Source organism: Flavobacterium sp. Flavsp81 (assembly GCF_059491325.1).
In genome coordinates this window covers 3,457,692-3,478,906 of the sequence record NZ_CP168505.1, presented here as the reverse complement: position 1 = coordinate 3,478,906, position 21,215 = coordinate 3,457,692, and the positions used below count along the sequence as shown (strand labels likewise).

General features: G+C 38.4%; 1 protein-coding gene. It reads left to right on the top strand.

Annotation, left to right across the window (positions count from 1 at the left end; genetic code table 11):
* Positions 1–24: 24 nt before the first annotated feature.
* Positions 25–21,201, top strand: a complete 21,177-nt coding sequence (locus ACEN92_RS14500; RefSeq protein WP_495639065.1) for a T9SS type B sorting domain-containing protein — start codon at positions 25–27, stop codon at positions 21,199–21,201.
* Positions 21,202–21,215 lie beyond the last annotated feature (14 nt).

Below are 21,215 nucleotides of genomic sequence, written 5' to 3'. Positions count from 1 at the left end.
AGTTAAACTGAAAACCATAATATCATGAAAAAACCTACTACTTTAAAATCAGTTTTTGTTGTATTATTTTTTATACAAAGTTTTATTGTATTCTCTCAAAAGAATTTCACTGCTCGTTTCGATACGAGTTTAAAAGGTGATATGCTTTTGATAGGTAATAATATTTTGAATAGAGATGAGAATAAAAGTAATCAACGGCCAAATGATGCTTTTAATTCTACGACTCAGAATAATAATGACCTTAACATGCAATACGTTGATGTTGATAGTGATAATTCAACATTTAGTTCAAGTTCTGCAACGTTAGCGGTACCAACAGCTAGTAGGGAGTGTTATAAAATTGTATATGCAGGACTGTATTGGGCTGGTATTTATAGTAAAGGTTCTGTAGATGACAATAGTGTAAGTCGTGCTAATTTAGGCAAAGTTAAATTTAAACTTGCCAATCAACCTAATTACAATGATATTACAGGCTCATTAATTTATGATTATTATCCGACAACTTCAAACGGAGACCAAATGCCTTATGCATATTATTATGATGCTACGTCATTAATACAAGGATTAGCTAATCCGGAAGGAGCCTATACAGTTGCGAATATTATTTCTGCCAGAGGTAAAATTAATGGTGGATTTTCTGCGGGCTGGTCATTGTTTGTTGTATATGAAGATCCAAAGTCATCAGCAAAATATATTACTACTTTCGACGGCTTAAGATGGATTCAATCTTCAAGCGGTCCTGTGACATATGATATTACGGGTTTTAAAACTATTCCCACCGGTGCTGTGAAAGCAAAATTGGCTTTTGCAGCTTTAGAAGGGGATGTTAACCTTACAGGTGATCGTTATTCTGTAAATAATACAGATATTTCTACTAATGAGCGTGCAATTGACAACTTTTTTAATAGTACAATTAATGATGTTAACGGACCCTATACCAATAGAAATCCTGCAAGTGGGAACACTCTTGGTTTTGAAGCCGGTATTATTAATCTTAACAATGCATCAAATTCCATTATTAAAAACAATGATACTTCAGCACAGTTAAAACTGAGTACAGGTGGAGATGGTTATGGATTATTTTTCAATGCTTTTAATGTTGAAATTATTGAACCCCAAATTGTTTTAACCAAAATCGTAAAAGATGCTGCGGGAAATAATATTGGTGGACAAAATGTAACTTTAGGGCAACAATTAAATTACGAAATTGGATTTAAAAATACTGGTAACGATAATGCTACATCATTTACAATTAGGGATCAGCTGCCAATTAATATTGTTTTTAATTACCCGGGTGATATTGTTTCATTACCAGCAGGTGTAACTATTCAAAGTTATAATGCTGCAACGCGAAATATCGTTTTTGCAGTTGATAACAGTATTGTTGAAGTTGGAGATCCTGAAAAAATAATTAGTTTTAAGGTTAAGGTAGTGCCTGATTGTAGTATGTTGAGCGAAGCGTGTTCCAATAGTATTGATAATTCAGCTTATGCGACTTATAGAGGTCAGCAAAATACCAGTTTTGTAATTTCAGATGATCCGAGCGTTAATATTAATACAGGTTGTATACTGGTTCCTAAGGCTACGAACTTTTTGGTTGGTATTGATGGTTGTAAATTTACGACAAATGTTACTCTATGTAAAGAGAATGTAGATTTAGTAGCGGCAAACGGTTATTCAGCTTACACCTGGTATAGCGATGAGGCACATACAAATCAAATCGGAACTGGTCAAACGCTTAACGTAAAAGACCCGGGAACGTATTATGTGTACAATCTGGCAGCTGCACCGTGTAGATCTATTTACCAAGCTTTTACGGTTACCCGTTTTGGAACTACAACTACAAATCCGGTACTTCCTTATGCTGATAATTTTGTAACTTGTCCTGATAATGGAAAACCATTACCAAACATTTTTTTATGTGGGGGTAGTGCAACAAGACTAATACAAACAAATATTACTGAAAGTTCTACAATTGTTTGGGAAAAATTAAACACAGCCAGTTGTACTGCAATAACAAATCAGAATTGTGCAAACGAAGGTACGAGTTGTACCTGGTCACAAGTTGGCACAGGTGCAAATTATACTGCTAATGCCCCAGGACAATATCGTTTAACGGTAAATTATACCGGTGGTTGCTTTAATCGTTTTTATTTTAATGTTTATCAAAACACATTAACTGCAACAGAAACCCATGAAGATATTATTTGCGGTACACCCGGAAAAATTACTGTAAATGGGGTTCCTTCAGGCTATGAATATGCAATTAGTACAGATCCGAACGGAGCAATAGGAGCATATCAGGCAAGTAATATTTTCAACATTACTAATCCAAACTCTTACACTATTCATATCAGACAGATTGGCGTAACGAGCAATCCTTGTGTTTTTACAATACCTAATATCCTTATTAGAAAAAGAGATTTGCAGATAAGTACATTTGTGACTCAGCCTGCATGTTTTGGTGAAAAAGGGACTATAAAAGTTGGAGCTCTTAATATTGATCCTCAATATTACTATTATCTTTATGATGGTAATACACTTGTAAATAGTTCAGGCCCTGTTCCAAATTCAGATTATACTTTTGCAAATTTAACTCCCGGAATAACTTATAGAGTTAGGGTAACTAACAGACCGGTTCCCGGTACGCCAGCTCCAAATTGTGATGTTTCTGAATATATTTACATTCAGCAACCAGTCTCAGCTATAAATGCAACAGCAGCTTTAGTAGAGCCATTAACTGCTTGTAGTAACGGAAAAATTGTAATAAGTGCATCTGGTGGAAATTGGGCTCCGTATTCTTATTTTATAAATGGGTCTTCAACTTTTCAAACATCAAACGAAATTATAGTAACAGCTCCGGGAACTTATTCTATTAGAGTAGTTGATTCTAAAAACTGTGAAACTACAATTTCTATTACCGTTCCAAGCAATACAAAACCAACATACGATGTAACTCATACAAATAGTAATTGTTACAATGATAATTCTGAAATAAGATTTACAAATATTGTTCCTAATGGATACAGTATGTCTTATAGCATTGATAATGGAGGAACTTTTCAAACTAATCCTGTTTTTTCTAATTTACAGCCAGGTAGCTATAATGTAGTTGTCAGATACGGCATTTCATATATACCTCAATGGCAAACTCAGCCTCAAATAAAATATTGTCAGGATCCGGCACAACAAGTTATTATTGCCGGACCAACTTCGGCAGTAAGTGCTTCAGCTGGTGTGGCTGAATTAGCAGGTTGTGGACCTTTACAAGGAGGCCAACCTACAGGATTGATTAGATTTACGAATGTGCAAGGAGGAACAGCTCCTTACCAATATAGTTTTGATGGTGGAGCGACATGGCAGGCTTCTAATGAAAAATATGTAGTTTCATCTACAGTTTCTTATGATTTACGTGTAAAAGATAATGTAGGATGTATTTATAAAATTCCTTATAATGTTATTTTAGATCCTAAACCAGAGGATCCGGTAATTGATAGTAATATTAATCCTGTATTCAATTGTGATGGTACAGCTACTGCTACTGTTGTAGTCAATACTCCAACCTCGGCAGGTGCAACTTATACTTATGAATATTACTTAGATGGAGTATTAAACACAAATACACCAAGTAACACTTTCTTAAATGTGCCTTCAGGTGCGCATACAGTTAAGGTTAAATACAACATTTCAACGGTTTCTACCTATAGTAATTTATTGCAGGAGGATTTTGGAAGAGGTGGAGATACTACTTCTCCGGGTATTAATTCAGCTTATTGTTGGGAAAAACAAGATGCAGTTGCAGTTTGTAGCCTAAATGATTGGCATCCATGGTTAATGAATGATGGAGATTATGTAGTTACTAATGCATTACTTCCTGATCATGGACCAGATTTCAATTGGATCTTACCAAAAGATCACACAGCTGTATTAAACAATACACCAACGATTACAGATGGAAGGTTTTTAGCAGTTAATATTGGTAATGCCATTCCTCTAGGTGCAGTTTTGTATAAAAAACCTATCAATGATGTTATTCCTAATCAGGATATTAAAGTATCATTGTATATGCTTAATTTGCTTAAAGCAACTAATAACCTTTCTTCCCCTCAATTAACAATCCAATTAGTAAAAGGAAGTACTGTAATTGCATCTCAGGTTATGCCAAGTATTCCAAGAGATGAACAATGGCATTCCAGTACTGATTTAGCTGGTGTTCTTTTGACATTAAATCCGGGTAATAATACTTCCTTAGATTTTCAAATTATATCAAATAGTCAGGTAATTAATGGAAATGACCTGGCAGTAGATGATATTCTTGTATATCAAATTCCAAAAGCATGTGGAAATGAAAAAGAGTTCCCAATAGTTATTAATACTAATGGAGCCTTTAATGCACCGACTCCAAGTATTCAAGATGCGAAATGTAGTGGTTCAAATGATGGAAGTATTACTATTACGGCAACTAATTTTAATACTACTACAGGGTTTTATTATTCTATCAATAATGGTTCAACCTGGAATACTTCAACAACCTCACCGAGAATCATTTCTGGACTGGGTGCTGGCATATATAAAGTTATTGTTAAAAATGACAATGCAGGCACATGCAAATTTTCATTTGATTCAGAAATTAAATCGCCTCAGGCAATACTAATTGTTAAAGTAGATCAAACAGCACCAACTTGTACAACAGGAGGAACTATTACTGTTACCACTGTTACAGGAGGTACTGGAAGTTATCAGTACCAACTTAGTGATGGCTCTGGTATTGTTAGAGCATTTCAAGCAAGTAAAATTTTTGCTAATATACCACAAGGGAATTATACTGTTCAGGTAAAAGATGCCAATAACTGTTTATCTCCGGCATCTGCACCTATTACAATAACTACTCCAACCGGACCAACTGCAACTTTAGCAGCTGCAACAGACTGGTGTTATACAACTTCTAACCCTGCCAGTTTAGTTGTTACTGTAACTGGAGGATTAGCACCTTATACTTATAAACTAGATAGTAATACTCCGACAAACACGAATACTTTTAATAACGTTGCACCAGGAACACATACGATTTTAGTAACGGATAGCAATAATTGTACGACTACAATCTCTAATATTATTATAGAGTCTCAATTGCAATTGACTGCAACTTTGGCTCAAGACTTAACATGTGTAGTTAATGCTTCAATTACAACTTCGGTTGCAGGTGGTTATGGAGCGCCATATACCTATACCGTTTCTTATAATGGAGGTGCAGCTATTGCTGTAGCTTCTTTCCCTTATACAGCTACACTTGCAGGAAATTACGTATTTACTGTTACAGATAGTAAAGGCTGTCCTGCGACAAGTAATACTATTGTTGTTTCTCCAAAAACAACACCAACTTTGACGACTGTAAAAACTGATATTACATGTAACAATGCTAATAATGGTACTATAACAGTTACAGCTGCAAATGGGGCAACAACTGTTTATACTTATGCTATTAAACTAAGTTCAAGTGCTGCTTATACAACTCAGGCCACAAATCAATTTACAGGTTTATCTGCTGGTACTTATAATATTAAAGTGATTGATAGTAAAGGTTGTGAATCTGCAGTTAGTAATGTTACTATCGTAAATCCAATTTCTGTTTCAGGTACTATTAGCGCTACAGATTTAGGTTGTAGCAGTACAGGTACTGTACCGGCAGTAGTTACTGTTAGCGCTTCAGGAGGAACAGGATCTTATCAATATAGTTTTAATGGAACTACTAATTTTACTTCCAGCAATACATATTCTACCAGTTCAGCAGGAACGATAACTGCTTATATTAAGGATGCTAATGGCTGTCAATTTGGACCCTTATCGATAGTGATTAATCCTAAGACATCTATTACTGGTATTGATGTAATGTTTGATACAGGTTTAGAGTGTCCGGCATACGAAGCACACGTTAAATTTCAGGCAATAGGTGGATTATCTCCTATTCGATACCAAATTATTTCTGGCCCTGCCGGCTTTAGTTCTGCTATTGTGTCTGATGGTGAATTTAAAAATCTTAAGCCAGGAGATTATATTTTTAGAGCTACTGATAAAAACGGATGTAGTTTTGATCTAAATTATAATGTAAAAAGTGTTCCGGATATCGTAGCCGGAGGTTCTATACTAACACCAATTAAATGTTTTGGTGAAACAGGTACGATTCAGTTTACAGTAAACGGAGTAAAAGACAGAGGATACGATTATGTGATTAGGAATGCTGCTAATACAGTTATTCAAAGTGCAAGTAATGTTAGTGAAACTATTACTACCATAAATGTTGCTACTCCACAACCGGCAGGTGTTTACACCATTACAGTAATAGATAGAAAAACCACTTGTCCGGCTACTTATAGTATTACACTTACTCAGCCATCAGTGCCTTTATCAGTTACAGGAGCTTCAGGTACGACTATAAACTGTAACAATGATAATTCACAGATTACAATTGTAGCTGCGGGCGGAACACCGAACTATACCTATGCCTTTGCCAAAAACCCATCAACGGTTCCAACATCTGCTTACGGCTCTAGCGCTGTTTTAACGGTAGACACGAATTCAGGAGCAGATTTAGTTTGGGATGTTTATGTAAAAGATGTTAACGGTTGTACCATAAAAAGTACAGTAACGGTTGTTAGTGACCTTACACCATCGGTAACTGCTTCTGTAACAAACCAATGTACGGCTTCAGGAAGTACATTTGTTATAACAGCTACAGGTACATCAGGAACAGGTACCCTGACTTATGGAATCAATGGTGCATCTGGTTTATTCCAGGCGGGTAATACTTTTACAGTAGCTCCCGGAACTTATACGGTTTGGGTAAAAGATGCCAACGGGTGTACAGCTTCTGCAGCACCAGTGACAGTTTCACCACGATTAGTTGCCAACGCAGCAGTAACCAAAGCATTGGATTGTTCGGCTACTCCAAATGCGGTAATTACTACTACTATTACAGGAGGAAAATCTCCTTATACTTATACTGTTCAAAAAGGATCCGGAACAGTAAGCGCTTCAAGCGCACCAAGTGCGGCTTTAAGCTTTACCTATAGCGTAAGCAATGCCAATGCAGATACTTACACATTTGTTATTACAGATGCCAATAATTGTACATCAACAGCCACAGCTACGGTAAGCCCGATTACTAATCCTACAGTAAGTGAAACACATGTAAATCCGTTATGTAATGGAAATGCAAACGGTTCAGTACAATTAACAGGAGCAGGCGGTTCAGGCGGTTACACTTATAGTGCTGACAATGTTACTTTCGTGGCAAGCGGATCATTTGCAGGTTTAGCAGCAGGAAGCTATACTTTTTATGTAAAAGACAGCAAAGGATGTACAGGATCAGTTGCAGCTACATTGGTGAACCCGACAACAGTTGGAGCTTCAGCGGTAGTAACGACACCATTTAGCTGTAGTGTTACCAACACTAAAGTTGCAGCAGTTATTACAGTAACAGGTTCAGGCGGCAACGGAACGTATACATACAGTTTCAATAACGGAACGTCATATGGTACAAGCAATACTTTGACAGTAAATGATAATGGAAGTACTCAAACATTTAATATCATTGTAAAAGATGGCAACGGATGTTTGTCATCTGTTCAGAATATTAATTTATTACCATTAAACCCACCGACGATTTCGGGAATAACAGGTTCACCAATTTATTGTTCACCGGCTTCCAGTACAACCAGTACGGTAACGGTTTCAAGAACGGCGGGAACAGGTGTTGCGCCACTGGCTTATACCATTACCTCAGGACCGGTTATCAATACAACGGGAGCGTCATCGGGTGTTTTCACAGGATTGACAGCAGGCAGTTACACCTTTAAGGTAACAGATGCCAATGGATGTTTTGCGATTCAGTCCTATACAGTTAATCCGGTTAGTCCAATTGCTGTTTCCGCAACGAAGATCAGTGATGTGTTGTGTAATGGAGGAACTACAGGTTCGATTCGTTATGATGTAAGCGGTTTTACGACGACTTACAGATATACTATAAATTCAGGGGCTCCGGTAACCGGACAAACAGCAAGTACGTTTACATTGCCAAACCTGGGCCAGGGCACTTATAGTGTACTTTTCACTGATGAAACCACAGGCTGTACTGCTCCAACATCAATTACTATTTCGCAACCGACGGCTTTAACTTTAACCAGTGCTACACCAACGACTATAAACTGTAACAATGATAATTCACAGATTACAATTGTAGCTGCGGGCGGAACACCGAACTATACCTATGCCTTTGCCAAAAACCCATCAACGGTTCCAACATCTGCTTACGGCTCTAGCGCTGTTTTAACGGTAGACACGAATTCAGGAGCAGATTTAGTTTGGGATGTTTATGTAAAAGATGTTAACGGTTGTACCATAAAAAGTACAGTAACGGTTGTTAGTGACCTTACACCATCGGTAACTGCTTCTGTAACAAACCAATGTACGGCTTCAGGAAGTACATTTGTTATAACAGCTACAGGTACATCAGGAACAGGTACCCTGACTTATGGAATCAATGGTGCATCTGGTTTATTCCAGGCGGGTAATACTTTTACAGTAGCTCCCGGAACTTATACGGTTTGGGTAAAAGATGCCAACGGGTGTACAGCTTCTGCAGCACCAGTGACAGTTTCACCACGATTAGTTGCCAACGCAGCAGTAACCAAAGCATTGGATTGTTCGGCTACTCCAAATGCGGTAATTACTACTACTATTACAGGAGGAAAATCTCCTTATACTTATACTGTTCAAAAAGGATCCGGAACAGTAAGCGCTTCAAGCGCACCAAGTGCGGCTTTAAGCTTTACCTATAGCGTAAGCAATGCCAATGCAGATACTTACACATTTGTTATTACAGATGCCAATAATTGTACATCAACAGCCACAGCTACGGTAAGCCCGATTACTAATCCTACAGTAAGTGAAACACATGTAAATCCGTTATGTAATGGAAATGCAAACGGTTCAGTACAATTAACAGGAGCAGGCGGTTCAGGCGGTTACACTTATAGTGCTGACAATGTTACTTTCGTGGCAAGCGGATCATTTGCAGGTTTAGCAGCAGGAAGCTATACTTTTTATGTAAAAGACAGCAAAGGATGTACAGGATCAGTTGCAGCTACATTGGTGAACCCGACAACAGTTGGAGCTTCAGCGGTAGTAACGACACCATTTAGCTGTAGTGTTACCAACACTAAAGTTGCAGCAGTTATTACAGTAACAGGTTCAGGCGGCAACGGAACGTATACATACAGTTTCAATAACGGAACGTCATATGGTACAAGCAATACTTTGACAGTAAATGATAATGGAAGTACTCAAACATTTAATATCATTGTAAAAGATGGCAACGGATGTTTGTCATCTGTTCAGAATATTAATTTATTACCATTAAACCCACCGACGATTTCGGGAATAACAGGTTCACCAATTTATTGTTCACCGGCTTCCAGTACAACCAGTACGGTAACGGTTTCAAGAACGGCGGGAACAGGTGTTGCGCCACTGGCTTATACCATTACCTCAGGACCGGTTATCAATACAACGGGAGCGTCATCGGGTGTTTTCACAGGATTGACAGCAGGCAGTTACACCTTTAAGGTAACAGATGCCAATGGATGTTTTGCGATTCAGTCCTATACAGTTAATCCGGTTAGTCCAATTGCTGTTTCCGCAACGAAGATCAGTGATGTGTTGTGTAATGGAGGAACTACAGGTTCGATTCGTTATGATGTAAGCGGTTTTACGACGACTTACAGATATACTATAAATTCAGGGGCTCCGGTAACCGGACAAACAGCAAGTACGTTTACATTGCCAAACCTGGGCCAGGGCACTTATAGTGTACTTTTCACTGATGAAACCACAGGCTGTACTGCTCCAACATCAATTACTATTTCACAACCGACGGCTTTATCAGCTACTTTTACAACGGCAAATGCAAATTGTAATGTTGCTACTTCTACAGTAACAGTCACTCCGGCAGGTGGAACACCAAATTATACTTATTCTTTTGTAGCAGATAATGCAGCAGCAGGAACTTATGCTGCTTCCAACACAGCCAATCTTGATCCTGCCCTGAACTGGGATGTTTGGATCAAAGATGCTAATGGCTGTACTCGTAAATTAGATCTTGTAATTGCTAAAGATTCTGCACCAACAACAGTTACAGCGACAGGTTCAGGTTGTTTAGGTACGCCTGGAGGATATGCTATTGCTGCTATTGCAACGGGAGGAACAGGAACTTTGTCTTATAGTATTAATGCTGGTGCTTCTTACCAGGCTTCTAACACTTTCGTAATAACGACAGCAGGTACTTATACAATACGTGTCAAAGATGCTAATGGCTGTATTGCTGATAGTAATCCGGTTATCGTAGCGCCACAATTAACTTTGACTGCTGTTTTAAACAAAGATATTACTTGTAATCCAGCACCAACTGCTGCACAAATTACGTTAACTCCAACAGGAGGAGCCGGACCATTTACATATACAAGTTCTCCAAATACAGGATCTTTTGCAGGAAATGTATTTACTACAAGTACTGTGGGTAATTATACTTTCACAGTTACAGATAATAATTCCTGTTCGGCTTCAACAACAACAGCAATTGTTGTTACACCAACTGTTAATCCTGATATTACCGGAGTTACCCAAACGCAATCTATCAATTGTAATGGAGATAATACTGCGGCAATAAATATAACAATCGACAATACAAAAGGATTGGCTCCATTTGTCTTCAATGTATTGAATACAACAAAAGGAACTAATTATGGGACACAAACTTCTGGTTTAGCAGCCGGTAATTACACAATTACAGTAACTGATGCTAAAGGCTGTACAGATACACAATTATTTAATATTGCTCAACCTTCAGCTATTGTAGTGACAAGTCATGCTGTTCCAATTACTTGTAATGGTTCAGGTATTTCAAAAGGTTCAGTAATAGTTGATAGTGTTACAGGAGGAGTTGGACCTTACGATTATATCGTAACAGGGGTTAATGGTTATAATAATTCTGAATTAAATAATGCAGGTACCACATCAGTTAGTTTTAACGTAGTTGATTTTGGATTATATCAAATTAATGTAGTTGATGCGAATGGTTGTTCAAAATTAGTTCAAAATGTATTAGTAGCATCGCCACCGGATGATTTGGATATTACGGTTTCAGCAGCACCGGCTGTTTGTTCAGGACCAGGATCAGCTGTTGTAGCTGTAGGTTCTTCACCTACAAGCACAATTGGTACAGGTCCGTTTTACTTCAGTTTATATACAGGTTCAGCACCTTCTTATCCAACAGGAACATGGTTGCCGGAAGATGCTCCGGGTAGTAAACAAACGACATTCACTAATTTGATTCCGGGAGTAACTTATACATTTGTAGTATATGATGCTGATGCAGCTCATGGTGGAACAGGAACAGGATGTTACTATTATGAAACTTCTCAATTTCCAATTGGAACAAGTTCAACCATTACAGTTAATCCTTTAGTACCAAATAATATTACGTGTAAAGGTGCCGCAAATGGTAATGTAACATTTACTATAAATCATACTTATGGAGTAGCTACACCAGTTACATATCAAATTTATAATTCACAATCTGTTACAGCGGTTGGAGGTTCAGTGAGTACAACTGTACCGGCTGGAGGATCATTAGTTGTAAATAATTTTGGTTCGTTGCCATTTGGTAATTATTTTGTTTTAATTACAGAAGATGCAGGTGCAACAAATGCAGGCTGTAGTGCAACTTCAGCACCATTTGCTATTACAGAATCAGCTATTGATTTATCAATTATGGCTACTAAAATTAAAAATGTTAATTGTAATGAAGATGGTGTAATTGCTGCCCAGGCTAAAGATGGTACAGCACCTTATACTTATCAGTATTTGTTAGCGTCAGCTGCTGCACCAACGGCTGCAACGGCAGGTTGGATTAGCAATACTACTTTTGCAACAAGCACAACAGGAAATTATATTGTTTACGTTAAAGATGCTTATGGCTGTATTAAGAATGCTTCTGTAACTTTAGATGCAGATGATGCTCCAATAATCAATGCACCGGCAGCTCCAATTTGTTATAACGGAAATGCATTTACAATTACTTTTTCAGGTACAGTGGATCCGGACATTATTGGTGGAGCTACTTATAGTGTAAACGGAAGTGCTTTCCAGGCTTCACCGAGCTTTACATTTAATGCGGCAGGAACTTATAACTTGGTAATTAAGGATGGAAATGGATGTACAGCAAATGTTAATTATGAAGTATATCCTAAATTAAACTTATCTGCATCATTAACTAAAGAATTAGATTGTACAGTAAGCCCTGATGCGAAAATTACTTTGACAACAACAGGCGGAAATACAACCCCGGCTGCTAATTATACTTACGAAGTATCTTTCAATAGTCTTCCGTTTGCAGCTGCTACTAATCCATATACAGCAACAACTGCTGGAAACTATGTGTTTAGAGTTACAGATGCGAACAATGCAACAGTTTGTCAAGCGACAACCAGCTTTGATTTAGACCCAATTATACCAACAGTATTTACAACATCACAAACGAATGTAAGCTGTAATGGCGGTACAGATGGTACTATTACAGTAAATGTAAGCTCCGGAGTTGGTCCTTACGAATATCAATTGGATGCTGGAATTTTCCAACCTTCAAATGTATTTACGGGATTAGCAGCAGGAACTACTTATACTATTACGGTTAAAGATGCAAAATCATGTCTTTACCCAAAAACTCCAATTACTATTACCGAGCCGGTTGTTTTAACAGCGACATCAGTTATCACTACGCCATTGGCATGTGGTGCGGGTAATGCGGCACAGCCTGCTACGGTTACGGTAAACGGAGTAGACGGAACAGCTCCTTATCAGTACAGTTTTGATGGCGGATTGAATTATTCATCAACCAATACGTACCAATCATACACAGGAACAACTTTTAATGTTTATGTAAAAGATGCAAACCAATGTATTTATATTTTACCGAATGGAGTTAATATTCCTGCTTTGGTTCCGCCAACGGATTTAACATTCAATACAACAGTTCCGGTAACTTGTTCAGTAAACGGTACAGTTGAGATTACGGGCCATACAGGAGGAACAGGTACATTGCAATATGAGACTATAGCGCCTTCACCTATAATCGTACCACAACAAACGACTACTACCTTTGCAGGATTGACGCCCGGTACTTATGTATTCAGGGTAACAGATGCAAACGGATGTACTTACGAGGAATCCCATACAGTTGCTCCGGTAACCCCGATTGCTATTGTTGGTACGTTGATCAATGATATTTCATGTAATGTCGCAGACGGTACAACCAATAACGGTTCAGCACAATTTACCATTACCGGATTCAGTACTTCGGGTAACTATGCTATAGCTGTGACCAGCGTTCCGGCAGCATTACCATTTACCCAAAGTGTTTCGGGAGATGTTATTACCTTAACAGATCTTTCAGCAGGAACTTATACAGTAACTGTAACGGATAATACGACTTCTTGTTCGGATGCGGCTTCAGTAATAACAATAGAACCAACCCCGATTGCTTTCACGGCAGCTGCAACCAAAGTATTCTGTTCACAGGATATTTCACAAATCACAGTTAGCGGTGTAACAGGCGGAACAGGAGCTTACACGTATGCAGTTGTAAGCGGCGGGGCAGGAGCTCCGGCAGCTTCAGCTTACACAAGCAGTCCTGTACTTTCAGTAGATACTAATTTGACAGACCTATCATGGGATGTTTATGTAAAAGATGCTAATGGCTGTATCCATATGGAGAATGTTGTTATCATTAATAATGCAGCACCAAGTATTATTCCACCGGCACAGCAATGTTATGCAGGATCAGCCTTGACAGTTGATCTGGATGCCTTGACTACTGTTTACGGAGGGGTTAAAACTTATACAGTAAACGGATCAACTCTTGCTTCTTCAACGGCTACATTCACATCTCCTGGTACTTATACATTAGGAATTAAGGATGATAATGGCTGTGAGGCATTTGTTTCTTATATAATTGAAAAACAATTGTTGGCTACGGCAACATTGACAAAAGATTTGTATTGCGGAATTCCGGTTAATGCTACCATTGATGTAACTATCACAGATGGAGTTGCACCATATACATATCAGATGTATTTGAATGGAATTGCTACTACAGGACTTCCAACTGCGGTAACGGGTTCGGCCTTTACAGCTTCAGTTGCAGCGGCAGGCAGTTATACTTTTGTAATATCGGATAGTAATACGCCAAATTGCTCGGTAACAACAAATGCAGTAATTGTTACTACACCTTCTACGCCAACGGCTACAGCTGTTCCAACGAATGTAAGTTGTAATGGAGGCAATGATGGAACGATCACGTTGACACCTTCAAACGGAGTTGCGCCATATACTTATGCGCTTACGGGAACTGGTGCCAATACAACAGGAGATGCTACAGGAATCTATACAGGCTTAATTGCAGGATCTTATTCAGTTGTAGTGACTGATGCCAAAGGATGCCCTTCAGCTGCAGTTCCGGTAACTATTACCGAGCCGGTTGTTTTAACAGCGACATCAGTTATCACTACGCTATTGGCATGTGGTGCGGGTAATGCGGCACAGCCTGCTACGGTTACGGTAAACGGAGTAGACGGAACAGCTCCTTATCAGTACAGTTTTGATGGCGGATTGAATTATTCATCAACCAATACGTACCAATCATACACAGGAACAACTTTTAATGTTTATGTAAAAGATGCAAACCAATGTATTTATATTTTACCGAATGGAGTTAATATTCCTGCTTTGGTTCCGCCAACGGATTTAACATTCAATACAACAGTTCCGGTAACTTGTTCAGTAAACGGTACAGTTGAGATTACGGGCCATACAGGAGGAACAGGTACATTGCAATATGAGACTATAGCGCCTTCACCTATAATCGTACCACAACAAACGACTACTACCTTTGCAGGATTGACGCCCGGTACTTATGTATTCAGGGTAACAGATGCAAACGGATGTACTTACGAGGAATCCCATACAGTTGCTCCGGTAACCCCGATTGCTATTGTTGGTACGTTGATCAATGATATTTCATGTAATGTCGCAGACGGTACAACCAATAACGGTTCAGCACAATTTACCATTACCGGATTCAGTACTTCGGGTAACTATGCTATAGCTGTGACCAGCGTTCCGGCAGCATTACCATTTACCCAAAGTGTTTCGGGAGATGTTATTACCTTAACAGATCTTTCAGCAGGAACTTATACAGTAACTGTAACGGATAATACGACTTCTTGTTCGGATGCGGCTTCAGTAATAACAATAGAACCAACCCCGATTGCTTTCACGGCAGCTGCAACCAAAGTATTCTGTTCACAGGATATTTCACAAATCACAGTTAGCGGTGTAACAGGCGGAACAGGAGCTTACACGTATGCAGTTGTAAGCGGCGGGGCAGGAGCTCCGGCAGCTTCAGCTTACACAAGCAGTCCTGTACTTTCAGTAGATACTAATTTGACAGACCTATCATGGGATGTTTATGTAAAAGATGCTAATGGCTGTATCCATATGGAGAATGTTGTTATCATTAATAATGCAGCACCAAGTATTATTCCACCGGCACAGCAATGTTATGCAGGATCAGCCTTGACAGTTGATCTGGATGCCTTGACTACTGTTTACGGAGGGGTTAAAACTTATACAGTAAACGGATCAACTCTTGCTTCTTCAACGGCTACATTCACATCTCCTGGTACTTATACATTAGGAATTAAGGATGATAATGGCTGTGAGGCATTTGTTTCTTATATAATTGAAAAACAATTGTTGGCTACGGCAACATTGACAAAAGATTTGTATTGCGGAATTCCGGTTAATGCTACCATTGATGTAACTATCACAGATGGAGTTGCACCATATACATATCAGATGTATTTGAATGGAATTGCTACTACAGGACTTCCAACTGCGGTAACGGGTTCGGCCTTTACAGCTTCAGTTGCAGCGGCAGGCAGTTATACTTTTGTAATATCGGATAGTAATGCGCCAAATTGCTCGGTAACAACAAATGCAGTAATTGTTACTACACCTTCTACGCCAACGGCTACAGCTGTTCCAACGAATGTAAGTTGTAATGGAGGCAATGATGGAACGATCACGTTGACACCTTCAAACGGAGTTGCGCCATATACTTATGCGCTTACGGGAACTGGTGCCAATACAACAGGAGATGCTACAGGAATCTATACAGGCTTAATTGCAGGATCTTATTCAGTTGTAGTGACTGATGCCAAAGGATGCCCTTCAGCTGCAGTTCCGGTAACTATTACCGAGCCGGTTGTTTTAACAGCGAGTGCTGTTGTAACACCTTTCGGTTGTGATGCAACAAATGCTCCTAAGGATGCAATTGTAACTATTACGGCAAATGATGGAACACCGGGTTATACCTATAGTTTTGATAATGGAGTTACTTTCCAGGCTTCACCTTCATTCTCAGTAAATACAGCACAAGTTATTGATTATGTTGTTCATGATGCTAATGGATGTAGCGTAACTGGTTCAACGATTGTTGCACCATATACACCGCCAACAGACATGGATTTAACAGCCAGTCCTATTTATTGTAATACTCCCGGAACTGTTGCAACAATAACAGTTAATAGTGTTGCAGGAGGTGCCGCACCATATACTTACGAAATTATTTCACCAGCTTCAGCAGCAGTAATTGCTCCAATTGGAACGAATAGTTTTGCAAACTTAGCACCAGATATTTATGTTATCAAAGTAACAGACAGCAATGGTTGCAGTACAACTAAAACAATTATAGTAGAAGAAGCTGATAAAATATCAGTTACGGCTCAATTAATTAATGATGTGTATTGTAAAGGTGACAGCACAGGTGCTGTGAATTTAACGGTAGCAAATTACATTACGGCAGGAAGTTATACGCCTTCATTATCTCCTAATGCTGGAATAATGACTCAAAATGGTGATGTGTTTAGTTATACTAATTTACCTTACGGGAATTATACTTTCACAATTACAGATAATGTTTCGGGTTGTTCAGCTCCTGTTAGTTTCACAATCAATGAACCAACAATTGCTTTAAGCTCAACTTCGATTGCTACAAATATTAATTGTAATGAAGATAATGCTACTGTTACTATTACGGCTAATGGTGGAACTGCTCCTTACAGATATGCAATTGCAAAAGCTTCAGATCCAGTACCAACAGCAACAAATTATGTGACTAGCGACAAGTTAGTTGTTGATACTAATAATGGTACCGATGTAAATTGGATAGTGTATGTATTAGACAATAATAATTGCTCAACAAATAACACTCAAACAATTACTTTAGATACTAATCCAACTATTGCCAGTGCAGTAGCTACACAATGCCCAAGTGCAACAGGTACTTATGATATTACGGTAACGGCTACAGGATTCAGTACTGCATTATTGTACAGTGTTGATGGCGTTAGTTATGATACAAATAATGTTATTACAGTAAATGCTCCAGGTTTATATAATGTAATAGTAAAAGATGCTAATGGTTGTATTTCAACTGCTACTCCGGTTACTATTATGGAACCATTAATTCTTACTCCAACGGTTACTTCTTCTCCTTCTTGTACAGATGGTGATGGTGTAGTGGCGGTAGCAACGACAGGTGGTTCAGGAAATTATGTTTATAACATTGACGGTGGTGCTTTTGGAGCAGTCACACCTTTAGCAGGCGTTGCGTCCGGATCTCATACTATAGGAGTTCGTGATACAACTACTTTATGTGAAGCATTTGCGACAATAGATTTAAAACCTGCAACTCAAATTACTGGATTTGCTTTGACGCCAACACCAGTAACTTGTAATGGAGGAAACGATGGTACAATTACAGCGACTATGGATACTCCGGCAGCTGGTGTAAACGATAATCCGGTATACACTTATAGCCTGGATGGAGGTATTCCACAAAATTCACCTGTATTTAGCGGATTAACAGCTGGATCTTATACTATCGAAGTAATATCTGAAAGAGGATGTAAAGCAAGTGCTACGATTTCGGTAATTGAACCAAATCCAGTTCTGGTAAATAATGTTACTGTTTCACAATTTGTTTGTACGACAGGCAATACATCTAATTTCGCAACGATTACAGTTGATCCGGTAACAGGAGTGACAGGTGGTTCAGGAACTTATACGGTTTATGAATTTATCAAAAACGGAAACTCTATTCCAGTTCAAAAAGGAACTTCAAATACGTATACCGAACTTGATTTATCCGGTGGAAGTTATACTGTAAATGTTTATGACAGCAATGGCTGTATGGGTACTTATGCTCCTATAACAATTGATCCATATATTGGATTGGATAAAATAAATGTTATTAATACAGCTATTACATGTACTAATCTGGAAGATATTACAGCTACGGCGGTTGATGCTTCCGGAACAACGATAGCAGGTATTCAATATACGTTGACAGATGTGAGTGGAGCAGTTTCATTCCCTTCAAATACTACAGGTAATTTTACAGGTTTATTGGTTGGACAATATATTATTACAGCTTTAAATCCAATTACAGGATGTAGTATCCAAAAAGCTCACTATGTAAACGAACCAAATACTTTCGATTTAAGCGTTGTAAAAACTAGCGATGTGGTCTGCTATGGTTCGAATGAAGGTGCGGTATCTATTACCTTAATTGATAATGTAGCCAATCCAACAAATGATGCAGGTGCTTTCACCTACACAGTAACAGGACCGATACCAAGTTCAGGAAGTTTTGCAACAGCAGGACCACTAAATTTATCAGGTTTAACTGCTGGGGATTATACTGTTTCCGCGACATTAAGCAATAGTCCATTCTGTCCGGTTACAGCGACATTTACAATTGGCCAGCCTTCTGCTGCGCTGACAATTACAACAACTCAATCAGAGATTACTTGTGTAACTGGTAATAATGATGGTGTGATTTCTGCATTTGCATCAGGTGGCTGGGATACTACTAATTACCAATATCAATTAGTATTGGGAGGTAATGTTTTAGTCGATTATTCTAATCAGGCTGTTTTCACTGGATTGTCTGCCGGTGTTTATACCATCAATGTTAAAGACGGTAACAACTGTATTGCTACAACAACTGCAACATTAGTTGTTCCTGATCCAATCGTAATTACAACATCACCAGATGTTCTGTTAACATGTTTTGGAGCTAAGAATGGTACGATAACCGTTACCAATGTAACAGGAGGTCAGGGAAGTAATTATTTATATACTTTGAACATTGTTTCAGCAACACCAGTTATTGTTTCTGGTCCTCAAACATCTCCGGTTTTCACTGATTTAGGTACAGGGACTTATTCGATAACAGTTACTGATGGTTATAATTGTACAGCGACTTCCGGAACAATTGTTATAAGCGAGCCTACAGAAGTAATTCCAAGTTTGATTGTATCTAAAGCACAAACATGTTTAACACAAACAACACTTACATTAAGCGCAGTTGGAGGTACAAGTCCATACACATATAGTGCTGATGCAAATTTTGCTACTGTAATTGGTTCATTCGCTTCATCAACATCTTTTGATGTTCCGGCTGGTAATTATCATTACTATGTTAAAGATGCTAATGGTTGTGTAAGTTTTATATCTAATGATATCAAAATTGAACCTTTAGAACCATTAATGATTAATTTAGAATTATCTAATGCTGTTGTAAAATGTACAGGTTCTGCTACAGGTGTTATTGTGGCAACAGCTACAGGTGGTTTAGGAAATTATCAATATACACTGCTTAATGGCGCAGGAACAACTATTATTGCAGGACCACAAGCAGAAGACAGATTCGAAAATCTTGTTGCAGGTACTTATACAGTAAAAGTTGATAGTGGAGATTGTTCAGAGACAGAATCTGTTGAAATTAAGCAACCTGCGACACCGTTTACAGCTCAGGTAGCAGTTTCTCCTGTTTTGTGTTTTGGTGACAAGTCAGGTAAAATTGTGGTTACCGGTTCAGGTGGTACAGGTGCTTATGTATATTCTATTTCACCAAGATCTGATCAATATTTTGATGATGGTATATTTGAAAATTTAGCTGTAGGATTTTATACAATTCTGGCGAATGATGAAAACGGATGTCCATTTATGCAGGAAGTTGAAGTTACAGGTCCTGCTTCACCGCTTCAGGTAAGTGTAACGCCAGGTTCTATATTGCCGGAACAATGTATAGGTGAACTTAATGGTTCGTTTACTATAGATATTACTGGCGGTGTTGCACCTTACAAAGTAAGTCTAGATGATAAAAACGGGACTTATTTTGATGTAACCAGTATGCCTTATGCATTTGACAATCTTAAAGGAGGTCTTCATAATGTATATGTAAAAGATGCTAATGGCTGTACTTTTGATCTGGAAAGTGTTAATGTACCACTTCCGGTAGACTTAACTTCAACTGTAGAAGTTGTGTATGGATGTGAAACTAATACAGTAACCGTTAATGTAATTGATACTACTGTAAATCCTGCAGATATTGATTATGCTCTTGATAATGAATCAGGTACATATCAATCAGAGAATGTGTTTAAGGATGTTCTTCCTGGTGATCACGTGATTTATGTTAGACATACTAATGGTTGTTCTTTACAAACACCAGGCTTTAAAATTGATAGCTTTGACAAGTTAACTATTAGTGTAGTATCTGCCGGAGTAACTGAAATGAACGTAATTGAAGTTATGGGTGTTGGAGGTAAATCTCCTTATGAATACAGTTTCAACGGAGAGCCGTTTACATCTTCTAACAAATATAAAATCTACAAATCTGGAGATTATGAAGTAATAGTTAGAGATCAAAATGGTTGTACTGCGACAATAATTGTACCGATGATTTATGTTGATGTTTGTATCCCGAATTACTTTACTCCAAACGGAGATGGTCTTTATGACGGATGGGGACCTGGTTGTACTAATATTTACAACAACCTTGAGTTTTCTATTTTCGACAGATACGGACGTGTAATTGCTAAATATCACTATGGTGAGAAATGGGATGGTAAGTATAATGGAGAGGAACTGCCAACAGGAGATTACTGGTATGTTCTAAAACTAAATGACGCGAAAGATGCAAGAGAGTTTGTTGGACATTTCACTTTATACAGATAACAAAATAATAGCCC

Bases quoted from the DNA above. Each gene is read 5' to 3' on its own strand.
- ACEN92_RS14500 (WP_495639065.1), top strand. From the start codon at position 25: ATGAAAAAACCTACTACTTTAAAATCAGTTTTTGTTGTATTATTTTTT.